General features: G+C 64.1%; 14 protein-coding genes. 6 read left to right on the top strand and 8 right to left on the bottom strand.

What is annotated here, in order from left to right; all coding sequences use genetic code 11:
- Window positions 1-197 precede the first annotated feature (197 nt).
- The 5 genes from IVB29_RS21920 (at window position 198) to IVB29_RS21900 (ending at window position 5,841) form a co-directional block, all read left to right on the top strand.
- Window positions 198-1,796: an ABC transporter substrate-binding protein gene (locus IVB29_RS21920; protein ID WP_247505467.1), complete on the top strand. Its 1,599-nt coding sequence runs from the start codon at window positions 198-200 to the stop codon at window positions 1,794-1,796.
- Between the two features lie 31 nt (window positions 1,797-1,827).
- Window positions 1,828-2,775: an ABC transporter permease gene (locus IVB29_RS21915; protein ID WP_247505466.1), complete on the top strand. Its 948-nt coding sequence runs from the start codon at window positions 1,828-1,830 to the stop codon at window positions 2,773-2,775.
- 182 nt (window positions 2,776-2,957) lie between these two features.
- The gene (locus tag IVB29_RS21910; protein WP_247505465.1) at window positions 2,958-3,851 is read left to right on the top strand and encodes an ABC transporter permease; all 894 of its coding nucleotides are present in this window, start codon (window positions 2,958-2,960) and stop codon (window positions 3,849-3,851) included.
- The gene (locus IVB29_RS21905; protein WP_247505464.1) at window positions 3,851-4,858 is read left to right on the top strand and encodes an ABC transporter ATP-binding protein; all 1,008 of its coding nucleotides are present in this window, start codon (window positions 3,851-3,853) and stop codon (window positions 4,856-4,858) included. The genes IVB29_RS21910 and IVB29_RS21905 overlap by 1 nt, the downstream gene beginning before the upstream one ends.
- Window positions 4,855-5,841 (top strand): dipeptide ABC transporter ATP-binding protein, encoded by a 987-nt coding sequence (locus tag IVB29_RS21900; RefSeq protein WP_247505463.1) that lies wholly within the window; start codon window positions 4,855-4,857, stop codon window positions 5,839-5,841. Before IVB29_RS21905 ends, IVB29_RS21900 begins: the two co-directional genes overlap by 4 nt.
- Here IVB29_RS21900 and IVB29_RS21895 read toward each other — a convergent pair.
- The 8 genes from IVB29_RS21895 to IVB29_RS21860 form a co-directional block, all read right to left on the bottom strand.
- Complete coding sequence (locus IVB29_RS21895; protein WP_247505462.1) at window positions 5,813-6,619, bottom strand: hypothetical protein; 807 nt, start codon at window positions 6,617-6,619, stop codon at window positions 5,813-5,815. The genes IVB29_RS21900 and IVB29_RS21895 overlap by 29 nt on opposite strands.
- Window positions 6,620-6,839: 220 nt before the next feature.
- Entirely contained in the window at window positions 6,840-8,813 is a 1,974-nt protein-coding gene (locus IVB29_RS21890; protein WP_247505461.1) for an acetyl-CoA carboxylase biotin carboxylase subunit, read from the bottom strand.
- Window positions 8,810-10,426 carry a carboxyl transferase domain-containing protein gene (locus tag IVB29_RS21885; RefSeq protein WP_247505460.1) on the bottom strand — a complete coding sequence of 539 codons (1,617 nt, stop codon included), beginning with the start codon at window positions 10,424-10,426 and terminating at the stop codon, window positions 8,810-8,812. Before IVB29_RS21885 ends, IVB29_RS21890 begins: the two co-directional genes overlap by 4 nt.
- Before the next feature lie 113 nt (window positions 10,427-10,539).
- Entirely contained in the window at window positions 10,540-11,406 is an 867-nt protein-coding gene (locus IVB29_RS21880) for a 3-keto-5-aminohexanoate cleavage protein (protein WP_247505459.1), read from the bottom strand.
- A gap of 199 nt (window positions 11,407-11,605) precedes the next feature.
- Window positions 11,606-12,406 carry an AraC family transcriptional regulator gene (locus tag IVB29_RS21875; RefSeq protein WP_247505458.1) on the bottom strand — a complete coding sequence of 267 codons (801 nt, stop codon included), beginning with the start codon at window positions 12,404-12,406 and terminating at the stop codon, window positions 11,606-11,608.
- Between the two features lie 174 nt (window positions 12,407-12,580).
- Window positions 12,581-13,237, bottom strand: a complete 657-nt coding sequence (locus tag IVB29_RS21870; protein WP_247505457.1) for a glutathione S-transferase family protein — start codon at window positions 13,235-13,237, stop codon at window positions 12,581-12,583.
- Window positions 13,234-14,400 (bottom strand): acyl-CoA dehydrogenase family protein, encoded by a 1,167-nt coding sequence (locus IVB29_RS21865; protein ID WP_247505456.1) that lies wholly within the window; start codon window positions 14,398-14,400, stop codon window positions 13,234-13,236. The genes IVB29_RS21870 and IVB29_RS21865 overlap by 4 nt, the downstream gene beginning before the upstream one ends.
- 7 nt (window positions 14,401-14,407) lie before the next feature.
- Window positions 14,408-15,544 carry an acyl-CoA dehydrogenase family protein gene (locus IVB29_RS21860; protein ID WP_247505455.1) on the bottom strand — a complete coding sequence of 379 codons (1,137 nt, stop codon included), beginning with the start codon at window positions 15,542-15,544 and terminating at the stop codon, window positions 14,408-14,410.
- A 267-nt stretch (window positions 15,545-15,811) separates the two neighbouring features.
- On the opposite strand from IVB29_RS21860, the gene IVB29_RS21855 reads away from it, so the two are divergent.
- Window positions 15,812-17,362, top strand: a complete 1,551-nt coding sequence (locus IVB29_RS21855) for a long-chain fatty acid--CoA ligase (RefSeq protein WP_247505454.1) — start codon at window positions 15,812-15,814, stop codon at window positions 17,360-17,362.
- Window positions 17,363-17,424 lie beyond the last annotated feature (62 nt).

Genomic DNA, 17,424 nt, shown 5'->3' with positions numbered 1-17,424 from the left:
CCCTCACCCCAACCCTCTCCCCGCAAGCGGGGCGAGGGAGCGCACCCGCACTCTCACATTGTGAGAGAAACACCCTGCGGCTTTCCGTCATCCGAATTGTCGAGAGCAGCGCTGCCGTTGCCGGTTGCCTCGCTGCGTCCCCGTCGCTATCGTCCTGACAAACAGGCCACAAAGGCCGATGTCTCGGGAGGACGAGGATGCGGAGCGTTTGGGCGCTCGCCGCGACGGCGGCGCTATCTTTGCTGGCGTTTTCGACCAATACATTCGCCGGCGAGCCCAAGCAGGGCGGAATCCTGCGGATGTACCACCGCGACAGCCCCGGCAACGCCTCGATCCATGAAGGCGCGACCTACTCGCTCAATGTTCCCTTCATGCCCGTGTTCAACAACCTCGTCATCTACAAGCAGGACGAGGCCCAAAACAGGATGGACAACATCGTCCCGGAGCTCGCCGAGAGCTGGGCCTGGGTGAACGACAACAAGACGCTGACCTTCAAGCTGCGTCAGGGCGTGAAATGGCATGACGGCAAGCCGTTCACCTCAGCGGATGTGAAGTGCACCTTCGACATGCTGATGGGTAAGTCGCAGCAAAAATTCCGGCAGAACCCGCGCAAGACCTGGTACGAGCAAGTCAACGACGTCTCGACCAATGGCGATTTCGAGGTCTCCTTCAATTTGAAGCGGCCGCAGCCTTCGTTAATTGCACTGCTCGCCTCGGGCTATACGCCGGTCTATCCCTGCCACGTCTCGCCCGGCGACATGCGCACGCATCCGATCGGTACCGGTCCGTTCAAATTCGTCGAGTTCAAGGCCAATGAATCGATCAAGCTGACGCGAAACACGGACTATTGGCGCAAGGGCCGTCCCTATCTCGACGGCATCGAGTTCACCATCATCCCGAACCGCTCGACCGCGATCCTCGCCTTCGTCGCCGGCAAATTCGACATGGCGTTCCCGACCGAGGTCAGCATTCCGCTGCTGAAGGACGTGAAATCGCAGGCGCCGAACGCGGTCTGCGTGGTCGAGCCGAACAATGTCGCGACCAACATCATCGTCAATTCGTCAGCGCCGCCGTTCGACAACATCGATATCCGCCGCGCCATGGCGCTGTCGCTCGACCGCAAGGCGTTCATCTCGATCATGTTCGAGGGCCAGGGCGATGTCGGCGGCACTATGCTGCCACCGCCGAACGGGCTCTGGGGAATGCCGAAGGAGATGCTCGAGACCATTCCGGGCTACGGCCCCGACGTGAACGCCAACCGCGAGGAGGCCAAGAAGCTGATGCAGAAGGCCGGCTACGGGCCGGAGAAGCACCTCGCCGTCAAGGTCTCGACCCGCAATATCCCGGTCTATCGCGACCCCGCCGTGATCCTGATCGACCAGCTCAAGAGCATCTACATCGACGGTGAGCTCGACGTGGTCGAGACCGCGAACTGGTTCCCGAAGATTGCGCGCAAGGATTACATGCTCGGGCTCAATCTGACCGGCAATGCGGTCGACGATCCCGACCAGTCGTTCTACGAAAACTATTCCTGCGGTTCCGAGCGCAACTACACCAATTACTGCAACAAGGAGATCGAAAAACTGTTCGACGTGCAGTCGCAGGAAACCGACGTCGCCAAACGCAAGAAGCTGGTGTGGGACATCGACAAGAAGTTGCAGGAGGACGTCGCCCGCCCGATCATTTTTCACGCGCGCACCGGCTCCTGCTGGCAGCCTTACGTCAAGGGCGTGACTGTGATGTCGAACAGCTCGTATAATGGCTACCGGTACGAAGACGTTTGGATGGACAAGTAGCGCAGGCGGCTGACGAGCTCGGAGGCGCGAAATGTTTGCCTATCTGGTGCGGCGCCTGTTCCTGATGCTCGTGACCCTGTTCGGGATCTCGGTCGTCATCTTCTTCCTGCTGCGCATCGTCCCCGGCAACATCGTCGACATCCTGTTTGCGGCCGCCGGCTATGTCGATCCCGCAGACAAAGCCAATCTGGAGAAGGAGCTCGGCATCGACCAGCCGCTGATCGTGCAATATTGGCACTGGATCAGCGGCTTTTTGCGCGGCGATTTTGGTTACTCCTATGTCTCGGAGAAGCCGGCGCTTCAGGAGATCTTGCCGCGAATTCCGATCACGGCGCGGCTCGCGGGCCTCGCGCTGCTGTTCTCGGCCTCGATCGGGATTCCCTTGGGCGTCATCAGCGCGGTGAAGCAGGGAACGCGGCTCGACTACGCATTACGCGTCGTCAGCCTCAGCGGCTTGTCGCTCCCCTCGTTCTGGCTCGGCCTGCTCATCCTCACCGCATCAGTGGCGATGTTCGGCCAGATACCGATCTTCAATCCGAACCCGCAAACCTGGCTCGAGGCGTTCGCGACCTATGCCGTACCCGCCGCCGCCGTCGGCTTCCGCAGCGCCGCGCTGACCATGCGCATCACGCGATCCTCGATGCTGGAGGTGCTGCGGCAGGATTATATCCGCACGGCGCGCGCCAAAGGCGCATCCGACGCCGCCGTGAACTACAAGCATGCTTTGAAGAACGCGATCCTGCCCGTCATCACCGTGATCGGCATCGAGGCGGCGTTCCTGATCGGCGGCCTGATCGTCACCGAGACCGTGTTCAATATCCCCGGCGTCGCGCGCTTCCTGGTCGAAGCGATCCGCTGGCGCGACTACCCAATCGTGCAGAACCTCGTGATGCTGATTGCGATCGTGGTGGTGAGCGCGAATTTCATCGTCGACATGCTGTACGCGGTGTTCGACCCGCGCATCAGGTACACGGATTAGCCGCATGATTTTTGCTCTCGCAGCGAGCGCAGTTCCCTTCACCTCCCCCTGCTTGCGGGGAGAGGTCGAATTTGCGCGAAGCGCAAATTCGGGTGAGGGGGAGCCTCCACGCGCTCCGCTCTTACCTTCCTCGCGGAGAGCCCCCCTCTCCCCGCACGCGGGAAGAGGGAGAAGGTAGACCTATGGCCGCGATCGACTATGAGGTTGAACTGAGACGGGCCGGGGCGCATGCGACCGGCGGCTGGCGGCGCGTGCTGTTCCTGGCGCAGCGGCACGTGCTGGGCGCGGCCGGACTCATCATCATGACGCTGTTCGTGCTCACGGCGATCTTTGCCGACTTCATCGCACGCTATGATCCCCTGACGATTGACGCCGCCCGCGCGCTGGCGCGCCCAAGCCTGGCGCACTGGATGGGGACCGATTCCTTCGGCCGCGACGTGTTCAGCCGCATCATTCACGGCGCGCGGATCTCGCTCGCGGTCGGGATCGGCTCGACCGCGCTCGGCGGCACCATCGGCGTCATCGTCGGGCTGACCTCCGGCTATCTCTCGGGCTGGGTCGATCTCGTGTTCCAGCGTGTCTCCGATGTTCTCCAGGCCCTGCCGTTGCTGGTGCTGGCGCTGATCATGACAGCGACGCTCGGGCCGTCGTTGCCAAACGTCATCCTCGCCATTGCCGTTCCGCTGATTCCGACCGTCTCACGCGTCACCCGCGCCAATACCCTGGCGCTACGCGAGCAACCGTTCGTCGAAGCCGCAAAATCGATCGGCATGAGCGAAGTGCGCATCGCGCTCCGCCATGTGCTGCCGAACACGCTGGCACCGCTGATCGTGCTCGCGACCGCACAGCTCGGCTCGACCATCCTGACCGAAGCTTCGCTCTCGTTCCTCGGCCTCGGTATTCCCGAACCCTATCCGTCATGGGGCCGCATGCTGTCGGAATCCGCCGCCGAATATGTTCGCACCGCGCCATGGCTGGTCATTTTTCCGGGCATTGCGATCAGCCTCGCCGTGTTCGGCGCAAACCTGTTCGGCGACGCCCTGCGTGACATCCTCGATCCACGGCAGCGCGGCTGATGGCTGATACAACCGATCTCGTGCTCGATGTGAAGAACCTGAAGACGGTGTTCTTCACGAACTCCGGCCTCTTCAAGGCGGTCGACGACATTTCGTTCACGGTGAAGCGCGGCGAGACGCTGGCGATCGTTGGCGAATCCGGCTGCGGCAAGAGCGTCACAGCGCTGTCCCTGATGCGGCTGGTGCCTGACCCACCCGGTCGCATCGTCGGCGGCTCCATCTCGCTCGAAGGCACGGATCTGCTGGCGCTGGATGAAGCGCAGATGCGCGCTGTCAGGGGCAATCGCATCTCCATGATTTTTCAGGAGCCGATGACCTCGCTCAATCCGGTGATGCGGATCGGCGACCAGATCGTCGAAGCGTTGCGGCTGCATCGGAACCTGTCAACCAAAGAGGCCCGCGACGTCGCCGTCGAGATGTTGCGGCTGGTGCGAATTCCCGAACCGGCGCGCCGTGCGCGGGAATACCCGCATCAGCTCTCCGGCGGCATGCGCCAGCGCGCGATGATCGCGATGGCGCTGGCGTGCCGGCCGGCGCTCTTGATCGCGGACGAGCCGACCACCGCGCTCGACGTCACCATCCAGGCGCAGATCCTGGCGCTGATCCTCGACCTTCAGAAGGAGCTCGGCACCGGCCTCGTGCTGATCACGCACGATCTCGGCGTCGTGGCGCAGACCGCGCAGCGCGTGATCGTGATGTATGCCGGACGGAAGGTCGAGGAAGCCACCGTCGAAGCGCTGTTCGCCGGTCCCAAGCACCCCTACACGCGCGGGCTGATGGCCTCGATCCCGGCAGTGCCGGCGTCAGGTGTTCCGGTGCAGGCGCGGCTCAACGAAATTCCCGGCACTGTGCCGTCGCTGGTGCGGCTGCCGAAGGGCTGCGCCTTCGCGCCGCGCTGCAAGCTCGCGGTGAAACGCTGCGAGGCCGAATATCCGCCGCTCGCCGATTGGGGCGGCGGCCATCTCGCGGCCTGCTGGCGCGCGGCTGACGTGGCGGAGGTGGCATGACCGAGGCGTTGCTCGAAGTCACCGACCTGAAGAAGCACTATCCGGTGCGCGCCGGCGTGCTGCGCCGGCAGGTCGGCACTGTTCATGCGGTGGACGGTGTCTCGTTCTCGGTTGGCACCGGCGAGACGCTCGGCCTCGTCGGCGAATCCGGCTGCGGCAAATCGACGGTGGCGCGCAGCGTGCTGCGGCTCGTCGAGCCGACCTCGGGCCAGATTCGCCTCGACGGCGAGGACATTACCCGCCTCTCCAAGGCCGCGCTGCGCCCACATCGCCGTTCGATGCAGATCGTGTTTCAGGACCCGTTTGCTTCGCTCAATCCGCGCATGACCGCGGGCGACATTGTCGGCGAGCCGCTGTTCGTGCACGGGCTCGCGAGCGGCAAGGAGCTGGAGGCGCGTACCGCAAAATTGTTCGAGCAGGTGGGCTTGCGGCCCGACCAGATGCAGAGCTTTCCGCATCAATTCTCGGGCGGACAACGTCAGCGCATCTGCATCGCGCGGGCGCTGGCGCTAGGGCCGCGCCTGATCGTGTGCGACGAGCCGGTTTCCGCGCTCGACGTCTCGATCCAGGCGCAGGTGATCAATCTGCTGATCGACCTGCAACGTGAACACGGCTTCTCCTATCTCTTCATCGCGCACGACCTCGCCGTGGTCGCCCATATCAGCCACCGCGTCGCGGTGATGTATCTCGGCCGCATCGTCGAGATCGCCGACAAGGACGAGCTGTTCCGCAATCCCAGGCATCCCTATACGCAGGCCTTGCTCGCCTCGGTGCCGATCGCCAACCCGCTGGCAAGGAAGCTCGCGCCGCTGGTCGACGGCGACGTGCCGAGCCCGGTCAATCCGCCGCCGGGATGTGCGTTTCATACGCGCTGCCGGTTTGCGATGGAGCGGTGCAGGACGGAGCGGCCGGCATTGTTGGACGCCGGCGATGGGCATCAAGTGGCGTGCTTGCTCAATGAGGGGACGGGGCGCGGCGACTAGGCCGCAACGTCCGGATCACCGGCCAGGCCGCGAGCGCGGCAGCCAGATGCTTGAGCGTGTGGCCCGAGACGATATGCCCTGTGGCTTCGAACACGGTCACGTCGCCGAGTTCGAAAAGCTTGGCCAGCACATAAAAGAAGATCACGCTGCCCAGCGGCACGCCAAGTGCACCAGGCAGGGGCCGTGTCAGCGCCAGTGCCACGGCAAGCGCCATGCCGCCGAACTGCACGACCACCCATGGCGTGAGGTTCTCGTATGCCACCCAGGCCGCGAGCAGGCCCGCAACCGTCACCAGCACGACCACCGCCCGACCAGCGCGCACGCTGATGCGCTCGCCTGTCGCGATGCCCAGAAAGCCCGCGAACGCCACCGCCATTCCGAGACGATCGGCCACGAGCCGCTGCGGCGCGTCGGGATCCAGATGATAAAAGCATGACCCCACGCAAGTGAGGATCAGTCCTACGAAGAACCAGCGTGCACCCACGGGCGCATCGCGGCAGGCACGCAGGCGTACCAGGCCCCACACGGCCATCGCTACGAAGAGGAGATTGCTGAGCACGTCGCCCGCGTTGGGCACGCCCAGCCAGGTGCGGGTGTCGACGAAATGCGGCGTGTGCCATGCGGAGGCAGGCAATGCGGGCGCCAGCAGCGCCGCCAGCGTCAGCACGAATAACGTGCCGATCAGATATTTTTCGCGAGCCTGCGGCGGGGCGAACGTGAGACGGGGCGACACTGACAGGAGCATGGCATCGATCTCCGGGCGTGCGGTCATCAGCATACAACTTGCCCGCCGTCACGCAAATGAACATTGTTCAATATCTATATCCAAGAAATGAACGACGTTCAATTAAATTCGTCAGGGAGCACCCACAGCTCGTGATGCTTGAGGCAGCCCAAGCCACGCGAGGACAGAATCATGTTGAAATTATTGGAAATTCCGGATTCTCGCCACGGGCATCAGGTGACGTGTTTGCTCAACGAGCGGACGGGACACGAAGCTACGCCCCGATCTCCGCCACGATCCTTCCCGTGGTCACCTGCTCGCCCTCGGCGACGTCGATCGCTGCGACGACGCCGTCGATGCCGGCCTTGTGGACGTGCTCCATCTTCATCGCTTCCAGCGTCAGCACCGGCTGTCCGGCGGTGACGCGGTCGCCGGGCTTGATCAGAATGGCGACGACGCGGCCGTTCATTGCGGCGCGGACTTTTCCGTCGCCGCCATTGGCTGCGGCGGCCTTCGGCGGAGCAAGGGTGAGGTCGGTGACCGCGAGGGGGATGCCGCGATGCTGGACGTACAGCCGATCGCCCTCGCGCAGGAATTTTGCGCTGTCCATTACGCCGTCATGCCGGAAGCGAATCGAGTCGGCATCGAGCTGATCGATCTCGAATCTGTCCTGGCGGCCGTCGTTGGCGACAGTGTAGCCGCCGTCGCGCTCGCGCGTGACTTCGAGCTCATGCGCGTGGCCCGCGATTTCGAGTTTCGCAGGTAGCGGAAACGTTGCGGACAGGCTCCGGCCACTCTGCCAAGCCGGCGCACGCGGATTCGTGGCGTAGAGCAGCAAGCCCGCCAGCGCCGTGTCGAACGCGCCGTCTGCCGGCGGCGCCAATAGCTCGTCGCGATGCGCGGCGATGAACGCCGTCGTCGCCTCGCCTTTGGCAAAGCCGGGATGGCGCAGGCACGACATCAGGAAAGCCTGATTGGTGGTCACGCCCAACGCCGTGAGCTGCTCCAGGCCGACGATCAGCCGCCCCCTCGCCTCCTCGCGGCTTGCGCCATGGCTGATCACCTTGGCGATCATGGAATCGTAAAATGGCGGAATCTCCGAGCTCGATTGCAGCGCATGCTCGATCCGGATTCCATCGGGCACCTGCCAGCGCGCCATGCGGCCGGACTGCGGCATGAAATCCTGCGCGGCGTCTTCCGAGCACAGCCGCACCTCGATGGCGTGGCCAGAGAAGCGGATGTCCTGCTGCTTTACCGGCAATTGCTCGCCGCGCGCGACGCGCAATTGCAACTCGACCAGATCGAGCCCGGTGATAGCCTCCGTGACGGGATGCTCGACCTGGAGGCGCGTGTTCATCTCCATGAAGTAGAACTCGCCGCTCGCATCGAGCAAAAATTCCAGCGTGCCGGCCCCCTCGTAACGCAGCGCCTTTACCGCTGATACCGCGACCTCGCCCATCTTCGCACGCAGCTCCGGCGTCACCGCCGGCGACGGCGCCTCCTCGATCAGCTTCTGGTGCCGCCGCTGCACCGAGCAGTCGCGCTCGCCGAGATGGATGGCGTTACCATGGCTGTCGCCAAGGACCTGGATCTCGATATGGCGCGGATTCTGGATGGCGCGTTCGAGGATCACGGTCGGATCGCCAAACGCCGCCTTCGCCTCCGATTGCGCGCTACGCAGCGAATCGGGGAAAGATGCCGCGTCGGTGACGAGCCGCATGCCGCGACCGCCTCCACCGGCGACCGCCTTGATCATCACGGGGAAGCCGATCTCTTTGGCTTCCCCCAACATGACCGCGTCGCCCTGATCGGCACCCTGATAGCCGGGCACGCAGGGCACGCCGGCCTTCTTCATGATCTCCTTGGCGCCGGCCTTGTTGCCCATCGCCTTGATCGCCTGCGGCGACGGGCCGATGAAGACGAGACCGGCATCCTTGCAGGCTTGCGCAAACTCCTCATTCTCGGCGAGGAAGCCATAGCCGGGGTGCACGGCATCCGCGCCGCTCGCCTTGGCCGCCGCGATGATCGCGGGGATGTTGAGATAGGATTGCGCCGGCAGCGCTTCGCCGATGCGCACCGCCCGATCGGCTTGCCGCACATGGAGCGCATCGCGATCCGCATCGGAATAGACCGCGACGACGCCGAGGCCGAGCTGCCGCGCGCTGCGCATCACGCGCAACGCGATCTCGCCGCGATTGGCGACCAATACCCTGAAGAACGGCCGGTGCTGTACTGATCCGTTCCTCATGGGCGGGCCACCGAGAATTGCATGCGCTGGGGTGTGCGTGCGTCGCCCTCGCGGCAGATCGCGAGCACCTCGGAGAGCACTGCGCGGGTGTCGCGCGGATCAATTACGCCATCGTCGAGCACGCGGGCACTGGTCGAGAACACATCCATCTGGCCGTCGAACACGCCGACGATCTGCGCCTTCAAGGCGTCGAGCTTCTCTTTCTCGACCGGCTTGCCGCGGCGGGCAGCTGCGGCTTCCGTGACGATCGCCATGGTCTCGGCGGCCTGCTCGCCGCCCATCACAGCGGTCTTGGCGTTCGGCCAGGAGAAGCAGAAGCGCGGATGAAACCCGCGGCCGCACATGCCGTAATTGCCGGCGCCGAACGATGCGCCGCAATAGATGGTGATCTGCGGCACCGTCGCCGACGTCACCGCCTGGATCATCTTCGATCCGTGCTTGATCATGCCGGCTTCTTCATAGGCTTTGCCGACCATGTAGCCGGTGGTGTTGTTGAGATAGAGGATCGGGGTGCGGGTCTGGCAGCAGGCCTGGATGAAATGCGTCGCCTTGTTGGCACCGGCGGGATCGAGCGGGCCGTTGTTGGTGATGATGCCGATCGCCTGGCCCTCGATGCGGGCATGACCACAGACGGTGGCCGGGCCGTAATTCGGCGCCATCTCGGTGAAATCGGAATCGTCGACGATGCGCGCGATCACCTGCTTCATGTCGACGGAGCGCTTGTGGTCCATCGGCATGATGCCGAGCAACTCGTCCTGGTCGTAGCGCGGCGGCTTGAATTGCGGCTCCTGCTTTCGTGGCCGCTCCCATTCCAGCGCCGCCATGATCTCGCGCGCGATGCGCAATGCGTCGCGGTCGTCCTCGGCGAGATAGTCGCCGAGGCCGGAGACCTGCGTGTGCATCTCGGCGCCGCCGAGCTCCTCCTCGGTCGCGATCTCGCCGGTTGCGGCCTTCAAGAGAGGCGGCCCGGCGAGGAAGGCGCGGGTGCGGCCGCGGACCATGACGATGTAGTCGGAGAGGCCCGTCTGGTAAGCGCCGCCCGCGGTGGACGAGCCGTGCGTGACGGTAACGACCGGCAACCCTGCTGCCGAGAGCCGCGCGAGATTGCGAAAGATGTTGCCGCCGCGGATAAAATCTTCGACGCGGTAGCGCAGGAGATTGGCACCGGCGCTTTCGACGAGCTGGACGTAAGGCAGCTTGTTCTCCAGCGCGAGCTCCTGGACGCGGATCGTCTTGTCGAGGCCGTAGGGCTGGAGTGCGCCCGCATCGATGCCGGAATCATTGGCGCTGACCATGCAGCGGATGCCCGAGACGAAGCCGATGCCGGCGATGACGCCGCCGCCGGGCACGCTCTTGTTCGCATCCGGCACGTCGAACATGTAGCCCGCGAGCGTCGACAACTCGATGAAGGGCGCACCCGGATCGAGCACGAGTGCGACGCGCTCGCGCGGCAGCAGCTGGCCGCGCTTGTGGAAGCGATCTTTTGCTCCGTCGGACGCAGCGCGCGTGCGATCTTCGAGCGCGCGCATGCGGTCGATCAGCGCAAGCATGCCGTCGCGGTTGGCGTGGTAGGCGGCGCTACCGGGGGAAATGGTGTTTTCGAGAATGGACATGACCCTATCCTACCCGTCATTGCGAGGAGCAAAGCGACGAAGCAATCCAGTCTGTTTCCGCAGATGCATTCTGGATTGCCTCGCTTCGCTCGCAACGACGGTTGAGGCTGTGTTCAGCGATTCGTCCCAAAGATCTTCCGCGCTTCGGCGGGGCTTGCGATCTCGCGGCCGGCGCGACGAGCGCAGGCGGCGATGGCCTCGATCAGCTGGCCGTTCGACGTCACCTTCTTGCCGTCGGCGAGATAGAAGGCGTCCTCGAGGCCAGTGCGTAAGTGGCCGCCGAGCTCGGCGCAGCGCTGGTGCAGCGGCCAGATCTCCTCGCGGCCGATGGCGGTAACCTGAAATTGCGCTTCGGGGCGCTTCAGCTTGATCAGGATCGGCAGAAGGTCGGGATCGGACGGCATGCCGGAGGCGACGCCCATCACAAAATTATATTCGAGCGGACCTTTGTACATGCCGACCTGGTGGTACATGCCGACACAGCGGACGATGCCGACGTCAAAACATTCGAACTCGGGGATGGTGCCGACCGCGTTCATGACGTCGAGATAGTCCTTCACTTTCTCGACCGCGTTATCGAACATCATCGGCGGCCAGGCCCAGCTGTTGTCGGCCTTGACCTTCAGATAATTCAGCGAGCCTGCGTTGCAGGCGGCGATCTCCGGCTTGGTCTCTCGGATACAGTCCAGCGCGCCGCTATAGTTCGGGCCAGAAACACCCGAGGTGTGGTTGATGATCACGCCGGGGCAGGCTTCGCGGATCGCCTGCTGGATCTCCTTGCTGACGGCGACCTCCCAGGACGGCAGATGCCCTTTTCCCGGCGCCTGCTGCCGCAGATGGATGTGCATGACGGACGCGCCGGCATCGAAGGCAGCCCTGGCCTCGCGCGCCATCTGCTCGGGCGTCACGGGCACATTGTGCTGCTTGGGGTCGGTGAGCACGCCGTTCAGCGCGCAGGTGATGACGGCCTTGTCGCTCATGCCCAAAATATCTCGCACGTTGAGAATTCAACGCTTGCGATCATGTGACGCGCGGCATGCGGCTTCTTGCGCGGAGAAGCTAGCTAAACACGAGCTATCGTAGGGTGGGCAAAGCGAAGCGTGCCCACCATCTTTGCCAGTTGCTGAGAGGTGGTGGGCACGGCGCAAGAGCGCCTTTGCCCACCCTACGAGAGCGTTGCTAGCTCGCTTCCGCCAGGCGCACCGTCTCGGTGCTGCGATAGATCGCGAGATCCCGCGAGCCGACGAAGATCGCGCGCGGCTTCAGGCCATAGAAGCGGCGGATCGAATGGCTGAAATGCGTCGAATCGGGATAGCCGATGTCCTGCGCGAGATGGGCGAGGTTGAGGTCCTGGTTGGCGAAGTGCAGCAGATGCCGCGCGCGCTTCCAGGCGCGGAAGGAGCGAAACGAGATGCCGGTCTCTTCCTTGAACAGATGCAGGAAGCGCGAGGCGGAGAGACCCGCTTCGGTTGCACAGGTATCCGCCGTCACCGGCTCACCGGAGAAGCGCCCGATGCGAGCGACGGCGCGCAGCACGCGCGGGTCGAGCACGCGACGCGGCAGCGCCTCGCCAAAACACATCTCGTCGAACTCGGCGGTGTTGATGTCGCCATAGCGGTGCTGGCGCAGCAGCGCGTAGGCGGCGAGGATTTTTCGGGCATAGACCGCACGGTCGGGTCCCATCAGACGCGCGGCCAGGGCCTCGATCACGCCATCCGGCATGCTCTCGGGCTCGAGCGTGACGCTGATTGCAGTGCGGTAGTCGCTGGCGATGGAATGTCGCTGGTTCGGCAGGGTGACGAACAACTCGCCGGTGGCGAGGACGTCGTCGATCGTCAGATGCAGATTGCCCTTCACCGCCACATAGACATGGCAGCAACCAGGCGTCCGCTTGCGGGGACGGCCGAGCAGGCCGGCATAGAAGACCCGCTCCGGCGTGATCAGCATGAGATGGTCGGATTCGCGACCGTTATCTTCCATTGGGATCCTCCTCGCGCGGCTCTCTGGCCGCTGCGGACGGAGGTCACCTTAGCGGAAATTTGGGCGCTGTCACGGCGGGATAGCGCTGTCATGGAGCGCAAAACATCGCCAGCTCAGGGCGGTGATGCACCCGTCCGGAACCGTTATGAGACAATAGTCCCAGTCTTCGCCGGCCTACGCCCTCACGCGCGGCGCAACATTCTGCTCAGCTCCGGCCTTTTGCTCCGCAGCGACCGCGCGCTTGAAACCATCGCGCTGCTGCAATCGCGCCCAATAGGCCGCGACATTTGGCCCAAAATCCTTGGCGAGCCCTATGTTGTCGGCGAGGCGGAGCGCGTAACCGATGACAATGTCAGCGGCGGTGAAACGGCCCGCGCACAATGTTTCGGCATTGGCGGTCGCTGCCTCGACGGCGCGCAGCCGTCCCAGAAACCATTTTGCATAATCGGTGGCGACTTGCGGATTGCGGCGCTCCTCCGGCTCGAGCTGGGTGTATCGGAGCACCAGCGTCTGCGGGAAGGTTAACGTCGCGTCGGAAAAATACATCCAGTTCAGGAACACGCCATAGGCGGGATCTTCCGGTCCGACCATCAGCGGCGTCGGGCCGTGCTTGGCGCCGAGGTAGTGGCAGATGCCGGAGGATTCCGTCATCTTCGCCTCGCCGTCGACCATGAAGGGAATCGTGCCGAGCGGATTGATCGCGAGATATTCCTTGGCGAAGACGCGCGGCGGGAATGGCAGCATCTTCAGTTCGTAGCGAAGCCCCATCTCCTCCAGCATCCAGAGCGGACGGAACGAGCGCGCGGCATCGCAATGATAGAGCGTGATCATGAAGCATTCCCTTTGCTGCCGGGCAGCGTACCCATCATCTTGCACAGGACCATCAGCATGACCTCGTCGGCACCGCCGCCGATCGAGGTCAGCCGGCTGTCGCGATAGGCACGGCTGACCGGCGTTTCATTGGTAAAGCCCATTCCGCCCCAATATTGCAAGCAGGCGTCGGTGAGCTCGCGGCCGAGCCGGCCGGCCCTGAGCTTGGCCATGGTCGCAAGTTTTGTGACATCCTCGCCGGCGACCAGTTGCTCGGCGGCGCGATAGATCAGCGCGCGGAGCAGCTCGACCTCGGTCTGCATTTCCGCAAGCTTGAAGTGGACGACCTGATTGTCGAGAATCGACTTCCCGAACGCCTTGCGGTTGCTTGTGTACTCGATGGTCTCGTTGATGATGTATTCATGCGCTTTCAGGCAGGCGGCCGCGCCCCAGAGCCGCTCCTCCTGGAACTGGACCATCTGGTAGGTAAAGCCCTTGCCCTCTTCGCCGATCCGGTTGCGCTTGGGCACACGGACATTGTCGAAGAAGATCTGCGCGGTGTCCGACGAGCGCATGCCCATCTTGTCGAGTTTTCGCGCGACCGTGACGCCCTTGGCTTTCATGGGCACGCAGATCAGCGACTTGTTGCGGTGAACGGGACCATCGCCGGTGTTGGCGAGCAGGCAGATCCAGTCGGCCTGGGTGCCGTTGGTGATCCACATCTTGCCGCCGTTGATAACGTAGTCGTCGCCGTCGGAGCGCGCATTGGTCTTGATCGAAGCGACGTCGGAGCCTGCGCCGGGCTCGGAAACGCCGATGCAGGCCACATAGTCGCCGGAGATCGAGGGCGCCAGAAACTCGCGCCGCACCTTGTCGGAGCCGAACCGCGCCAGCGCCGGCGTTGCCATGTCGGTCTGCACCCCGATCGCCATCGGCACGCCACCGCAGGTGATCGCACCCAGCTCCTCCGCCATCATCAGCGCGTAGGAATAATCGAGCCCCGAACCGCCGAACTCGACCGGCTTGTTCAATCCGAGAAAGCCGAGGCTGCCCATCTTCTTGAACAGCTCATGCGCCGGAAAGATGTCGGCCTTCTCCCATTCATCGACATGAGGGTTGATCTCGTTGGCGATGAATTTTTGCAAGGAGCGGCGGATGTCGTCGTGGTCGGCGGTGAATAGCATTATGTCCTCACAACCCCATCTGTCTTGACGCCAGATCCTTCATGATCTCCTCAGTGCCGCCGCCGATGGCGTTGACCTTGACCTCGCGATAGATGCGCTCGGCCTTGATGCCGCGCATGAAGCCGGCGCCGCCAAAAATCTGCACGGCTTCCGAGGCGCAGAACGCCATGGTCTGCGTCGCCTGGTTCTTCATCATGCAGATTTCCGCGACGGGGCTCTCGCCCTGCTCCAGCCGCCAGGCCAGCAGCTCCAGCATCGATTGCGACGCCGCGACCTTCTGGGCCATGTCGACGATCTTGTGGCGGATCACCTGGTGCTGGGCGAGCGGCTTGCCAAAAGTCTTGCGCTCCTTGGCGTAGGCGATGGCTTCATCGAGGCAGACGCGGGCGAAGGCGGTGCAGCCCGCCGCCATGCCCATGCGCTCGCTGTTGAAGTTCTGCATGATGATCTTGAAGCCCTGTCCCTCCTCGCCGATCAGATTTTCGGCCGGCACGCGGCAGTCGTCGAAATGCAGCGTCGCGGTGTCGGAGGCCCACCAGCCCATCTTCTTCAGTTTTGTGCGCGACAGGCCGGGCGTGTCGCCCTCGATCAGGAGCAGACTGACGCCGCCGGCGCCTTCGCCGCCGGTGCGCACCGCAACGGTCAGATAGTCGGCGCGGATGCCCGAGGTGATGAAGGTTTTTTCGCCACTCACGACGTAGTGATCACCGTCCCGCTGCGCCCTGGTGCGGAGACCCGCGACATCAGAACCGCCGCCCGGCTCGGTGATCGCGAGCGCAGAGATCTTGTAGCCGGCGAGCACCTGCGGCAGCACGCGCGCCTTCACCTCGGGGCGCGCCGCCCGCGCGATCGGCGGCGAGCCGATGGTGTGGCTCATCAGGCTGGCGCTGACACCGCCGGCGCCGGCCCGCGCCAATTCCTGGCTGGCGACGATCTTCATGAACTGGTCGGCGGCGATCCCGCCATATTCCTCGGGGAATCCGAGCCCCAACAGCCCGATCCCGGCAGCCTTGCGATAGAGCGCACGGGGAAATTCGCCGGCCTCGTCCCATTCATGGGCGAACGGCGCGATCTCCTTGTCGACGAAGCGGCGCATCACATCGCGAAAGGCATCGTGCTCGGCGGTATAGAACGGGCTCTTCATCGCACTCTCGCCTCGCAGACGGATTCGTCGCGTCAACCATGGCCGGAACCATGACGGCTCACTTGCGCGGAGTGGCTGATCGGCGAGAGCCGCTCCAGACCGGTCCTGGCCTAGCAACTCAACGCAAGACGATTTTCGCCCCTCGCAGGCCAACTCCGAAACAAAAAAGACGTCGAGGCACAAACTCGGGCTGGCCCCAGGGCCATGCCGGGCATGGTGCAAAGCAACAGAGACGCAGGCGGCACCAGACCGCCGAGGGAGGGATTTTTGGCCGTTCGTTACTACGACTGGATCGTCCATCATGGCCGCCGCACGCCCGACAAGGTCGCGGTGGTCGACCTCGCGAGCCAGCGCCGCTTCACCTATGCGCAGCTCGATGCGCGCATCTCCCGCCTAGCGGGATTCCTCCGCGACAACCTCAAGGTCTCGCGCGGCGACCGCCTCGCGGTGCTGGCGCTGAACACGACCGATACGCTGGAGGTGCAGTTCGCCTGCGGACGGTTAGGTGCCATCTTCGTGCCGCTCAACACCCGCCTCACCGTTCCCGAGCTTCAGTTCATCACCGGCGATTGCGCGCCTGACGTGATGATCCATGACACCGATCTCGCCGAGACGGCGCTTGCAGTGGCGAAACTGTGCGGCATTGGCACGAGCCTGCTGCTCGGACCCGGCGGCACTTACGAGGCCGGCATCGCCGCAGCAAAGCCGCTCGACCGCGCGGAAGAGGTCACGCTCGATGATGTCTCGACCATCATGTACACCTCGGGCACCACAGGTCATCCGAAGGGCGCGACCATCACCCATGGCATGACCTTCTGGAATTGCGTCAATCTTGGTGGGCCCGCCTGTATCGGACCTGCCTCGGTGCTGCTCACCGTGCTGCCGCTGTTCCACACCGGCGGGCTGAATTGCTACACCAACCCGGCGCTGCATGCCGGCGGCACCGTGATGATCATGCGGGCGTTCGATCCCGGCACGGCGCTCGGCCTGCTCAACGATCCCGCGCAGGGCATCAATGTCTTCTTCGGCGTGCCCGCGATCTACCAGTTCATGGCACAGCATCCGACATTCGCGACAACCGATCTCGGCCGGCTGATCGTCTGCGGCGTCGGCGGCGCGCCGATGCCGGTGCCGTTGCTGAAGGTGTGGGAGACGCGCGGCGTCGCGCTCCAGCAGGGCTATGGCATGACCGAGACCTCGCCGGCCGTGCTGGTGCTGGACCGCGAGGATGCTGCGCGCAAAGCCGGCTCCGCCGGCAAGCCGGTGCTGCACACGGAAGTGCGGATCGTACGGCCCGACGGCAGCGATGCCGTTGTCGGCGAACTCGGTGAGCTCTGGGTGAAGGGACCCAACATCACGCCCGGCTACTGGAACAGGCCGGAGGCGAACAAGACCTCCTTCACCGACGGCTGGCTGCACACCGGCGACGCGACCCGCGTCGACGAGGAAGGCTTTTTTTACATCGTCGACCGCTGGAAGGACATGTACATCTCGGGCGGCGAGAACGTCTATCCGGCCGAGGTCGAGAACGTCCTGCATCAGCTTAACGCCATCGCGGAAGCCGCCGTGATCGGCATTGCCGATCCGCAATGGGGCGAGGTGGGTCTTGCGATCGTCGCGGTCAAGCCCGGCCAGCGGCTGACCGAGACGGATGTCCTCGCGCATTGCGCGGCGAATCTCGCGCGCTTCAAATGTCCGCGCCAGGTTCGGTTCGTCGATGCGCTGCCGCGCAACGCCACCGGCAAGATCCACAAACCAACCTTGCGCAAGGACTTCTCGGTGGCTTCGGAAGTCGACAAGAAAGTCGCCAACGCCTGACCAAAGCGCCCCTCTTGCGGGGCGCTTTTCTTTTTCGACGTGCCTGCTCAACCAAAAGAAAC

The sequence above is a fragment of the Bradyrhizobium sp. 1 genome, assembly GCF_023073315.1.
Lineage (GTDB): Bacteria > Pseudomonadota > Alphaproteobacteria > Rhizobiales > Xanthobacteraceae > Bradyrhizobium.
The sequence above is the reverse complement of the archived record's forward strand: the minus strand, read 5'-3'. Positions and strand labels throughout refer to the sequence as shown.

Bases quoted from the DNA above. Each gene is read 5' to 3' on its own strand.
- IVB29_RS21900 (WP_247505463.1), top strand. From the start codon at position 4,855: ATGACCGAGGCGTTGCTCGAAGTCACCGACCTGAAGAAGCACTATCCG.
- IVB29_RS21865 (WP_247505456.1), bottom strand. From the start codon at position 14,400: ATGCTATTCACCGCCGACCACGACGACATCCGCCGCTCCTTGCAAAAA.
- IVB29_RS21870 (WP_247505457.1), bottom strand. From the start codon at position 13,237: ATGATCACGCTCTATCATTGCGATGCCGCGCGCTCGTTCCGTCCGCTC.
- IVB29_RS21920 (WP_247505467.1), top strand. From the start codon at position 198: ATGCGGAGCGTTTGGGCGCTCGCCGCGACGGCGGCGCTATCTTTGCTG.
- IVB29_RS21890 (WP_247505461.1), bottom strand. From the start codon at position 8,813: ATGAGGAACGGATCAGTACAGCACCGGCCGTTCTTCAGGGTATTGGTC.
- IVB29_RS21915 (WP_247505466.1), top strand. From the start codon at position 1,828: ATGTTTGCCTATCTGGTGCGGCGCCTGTTCCTGATGCTCGTGACCCTG.
- IVB29_RS21910 (WP_247505465.1), top strand. From the start codon at position 2,958: ATGGCCGCGATCGACTATGAGGTTGAACTGAGACGGGCCGGGGCGCAT.
- IVB29_RS21875 (WP_247505458.1), bottom strand. From the start codon at position 12,406: ATGGAAGATAACGGTCGCGAATCCGACCATCTCATGCTGATCACGCCG.
- IVB29_RS21880 (WP_247505459.1), bottom strand. From the start codon at position 11,406: ATGAGCGACAAGGCCGTCATCACCTGCGCGCTGAACGGCGTGCTCACC.
- IVB29_RS21905 (WP_247505464.1), top strand. From the start codon at position 3,851: ATGGCTGATACAACCGATCTCGTGCTCGATGTGAAGAACCTGAAGACG.
- IVB29_RS21860 (WP_247505455.1), bottom strand. From the start codon at position 15,544: ATGAAGAGCCCGTTCTATACCGCCGAGCACGATGCCTTTCGCGATGTG.
- IVB29_RS21895 (WP_247505462.1), bottom strand. From the start codon at position 6,619: ATGCTGATGACCGCACGCCCGGAGATCGATGCCATGCTCCTGTCAGTG.
- IVB29_RS21885 (WP_247505460.1), bottom strand. From the start codon at position 10,426: ATGTCCATTCTCGAAAACACCATTTCCCCCGGTAGCGCCGCCTACCAC.